This is a genomic window from Companilactobacillus futsaii JCM 17355, from assembly GCF_001435505.1.
GTDB classification, from domain to species: domain Bacteria; phylum Bacillota; class Bacilli; order Lactobacillales; family Lactobacillaceae; genus Companilactobacillus; species Companilactobacillus futsaii.
The window spans coordinates 1-2,939 of record NZ_AZDO01000057.1; the positions used below are offsets into that span (position 1 = coordinate 1).

At 34.6% G+C, this 2,939-nt stretch carries 3 protein-coding genes; all 3 read left to right on the plus strand.

Features of this window, described 5'->3' with window-relative positions:
• Positions 1 to 110: 110 nt before the first annotated feature.
• Genes FC88_RS05450 through FC88_RS05460 form a run of 3 tightly spaced genes read left to right on the plus strand, consistent with a single transcriptional unit; the run spans position 111 to position 2,851 of the window.
• On the plus strand, positions 111 to 446 hold the full coding sequence (locus tag FC88_RS05450; RefSeq protein WP_057813577.1) for a PTS sugar transporter subunit IIB: 336 nt from the start codon (positions 111 to 113) through the stop codon (positions 444 to 446).
• Between the two features lie 15 nt (positions 447 to 461).
• On the plus strand, positions 462 to 1,781 hold the full coding sequence (locus FC88_RS05455) for a PTS sugar transporter subunit IIC (RefSeq protein ID WP_057813581.1): 1,320 nt from the start codon (positions 462 to 464) through the stop codon (positions 1,779 to 1,781).
• Positions 1,782 to 1,789: 8 nt separating this feature from the next.
• The gene (locus FC88_RS05460; RefSeq protein WP_057813579.1) at positions 1,790 to 2,851 is read left to right on the plus strand and encodes a M24 family metallopeptidase; all 1,062 of its coding nucleotides are present in this window, start codon (positions 1,790 to 1,792) and stop codon (positions 2,849 to 2,851) included.
• Positions 2,852 to 2,939 lie beyond the last annotated feature (88 nt).

Sequence of the window (2,939 nt, forward strand, 5' to 3'; positions counted from 1 at the left end):
GTGTTTTTTTATTTATTTTTTCTTAAGGTGGCTAACTTGATTATAAAATTCGCCAAGAAAAAATAGATGAAATATATAATTTTTAATTTTTGGATTAGGAGGATTAGATCATGAGAATCGTTTTATGTTGTGCAGGTGGTTTTTCAACTACTATGATGATGGAAAAAATGAAAGATGTTATCAGAGCAAGTAAAAAATTAAATATTGAAGATTTTGAAATGGAAGCAATTTCAGCTGATTTATTGGCTGATGAAGAAGGGGATATTGATGTAGTTTTGATTGGCCCTCAAATCGCTCATCGTGAAGAGTATATTAGTTCTATTTTGACTCCAAAAGGAATTCCATATGCAATTATGGATAAAGACACATATGGAAAAATGGATGGAGCAACAGCAATGAAAATGGCATTGATTGCCCAAAGAAAAGCACAAAAAGCAAAGGAGTAATGAAATATGAATAGCATGTTTGATAAATTCCAAGCGTTTATGAATAAATATTTCATGCCTGTTGCTGAAAAAGTAGATAATAATCAACATTTAAAAGCTGTCAAGTCAGGTATGATGGGACTTACACCATTTACAATTTTAGGTAGTATCTTTGCTATTTTACCCGCATTGCCAAACATGATTGGAAAAAACAATTTTATTAGTCAGTTTATCATTAATAATGCAGAATTATTAGATTTACCAGTAACACTTTCACTAGGATTCTTATCATTATATGCCGTTATGACTATTTCTTACGGATTAGGACATTACTATGGATTGTATATTCCTGGTTGTGTCGGAATGTCGACTTTTGCCTTTGTTATGTTGACGATTCAATTTAAAAAAGGCGTACCAGATCTAGCTAATTTTGGTGCAAAAGGATTATTCGTTGCTATCATAGTTGGATTAGTAACGGTTGAGCTTTATAGATGGTGTCAAAATCACCATTTATCAATTAGTATGCCAGAAGGTGTGCCAGACTTTGTTTCTAGCTCTTTTGAAATTATTCCTACGGCCATGATTGTGGGTGGAACATTTATTATTATTCGTGGTTTATGTTTAGGATTAACAGGAGCACTACCACCAGATATGCTTTCAATCGTAATTGGACCATTGGTTGGTAGTATGGATAGCCTGGGAACAGTTTGGGCTCTTGGTATTCTTCAATTAACGCTTTTCTTCTTTGGTATTCATCCATCAGTATTGAGTGGTATTACATCACCAATCATGTACCAATTCTTTGCTGAAAACGTCGAAGCATTACGTGCTGGAGAAGCAATTCCACATTTTTATGCGCCAGGTTCAGTAAGCGCTTACTTCGGATTTACAGGTGCTGGTATTTCAATTGGTGTCGTTTTGTTGGCTATGTTCTCAAAAAGTGCCCAATATCGTAAAATTGGGAAACTTTCACTAATACCTTGTTTGTTTGGTATCAATGAACCAATCTTGTTTGGTTTACCAGTTATCTTGAATCCAGTTATGATGATTCCGTTTATTATCGGTGGAAATATCGTTGGACAGTTACCATATATGTTCATGAAATTAGGTTGGTTAAGTAAACCAGTATTCACTCCGCCTTATGTTGGGGCCTTTTTCGAAGGATTCTTAACAGCCGGAGATTGGCGTTCTATTCTAGTCAATGCTTTACAAGTAGTTCTTGCAGTACTTGTTTATCTACCATTCTTCAAGGTTCTTGAAAAGAATCAATTGAAAGAAGAACAAAGTAAAGATGATAAGAAACAAGGAGCATTAGCAGACGAAGACTTACTTGATGATTTAGATCTAGATTTCTAGGAGATAATATGAAAAAGATTGAGAAAGTTTGCAGCTTATTAGATGAATTAGATGTAGAAGCTATCATTATTAATCAAAAATCTACCAAAATATATTTAGATGCTTTGACTGGTAGTGGAGTTTGGCTTGTTTTAACTAAGGATAGAAATTATCAAATTATGGACGGTAGATATGAAGTTGCAGCTAAGCCTTTTACTAATCGTTATGAGAATGTTGTAACCTTGCAAGGTGGAGTTTTTAAAGGTGTACTGCAGTGGATCAAAGATAACGGTGTAAAAAAAATCGCTGTTGAGTCCGAAATCCCATATTCTCAATACCATTCAATCGATAATTTATGTGAAATCGTACCTTTAAATGATTCCATTCCCTTGATTAGAGCAGTGAAGGATAAAAAGGAAATAGAACTTGTCCAAAATGCTTGCTCAATTACGGATAGGATTTTTACAGAGTTAATAAAAAAAATAAAAATCGGGATGACGGAAAAAGAAGTCGTAGGACAGGTGTTCAAATTAGTTTATGACTTTGGGGCTGAAGGAGTATCGTTTGATCCAGTAATTTCCTCTGGAGCAAGAACTGCTATGCCACATGGTCGAGCAACCGATAGAATTATTCGTAAACGCGACTTTTTACTGCTCGATTTTGGAATCGTAAAAGATGGTTATCAGTCAGATATGACTAGAACTGTTAGTGTTGGTGAATTGACTGATCAATTTAAGAATATTTATCAAACCCTTTTACCAATCCAACAGGCTACTATTCAAGAGTTTGTTCCTAATAAGTTGGGTAAAGAAATTCATAGCTTTGCGGCCGAGAAAATTTCTGAAGCAGGGTATGGAGAATACTTTACTCATGGATTAGGACATGGTCTAGGTATCGGTGGCGGTGAAAGGCCATTGATGAACGCTACTTCTGAAGATGTACTACGACCAGGGATGATAGGAACTTGTGAACCAGGGATCTATATTCCTGATGTCGGTGGTATTAGGATCGAAGATGACGTATTAGTAACTTCAGATAAGCCAATCAGTTTATCTAAAACAACACATAAGATGTTAGTTGTAGGGAAGTAAAAATAAAAAGAGCTATTTGAGTATTTAATACTAAAGGCGAATTTTATAATCAAGTTAGCCACCTTAAGAAAAAATAAATAAAAAAAAC

Excerpts from the sequence above, each read along its gene's own strand:
- FC88_RS05450 (WP_057813577.1), top strand. The coding sequence starts at position 111 with ATGAGAATCGTTTTATGTTGTGCAGGTGGTTTTTCAACTACTATGATG.
- FC88_RS05455 (WP_057813581.1), top strand. The coding sequence starts at position 462 with ATGTTTGATAAATTCCAAGCGTTTATGAATAAATATTTCATGCCTGTT.
- FC88_RS05460 (WP_057813579.1), top strand. The coding sequence starts at position 1,790 with ATGAAAAAGATTGAGAAAGTTTGCAGCTTATTAGATGAATTAGATGTA.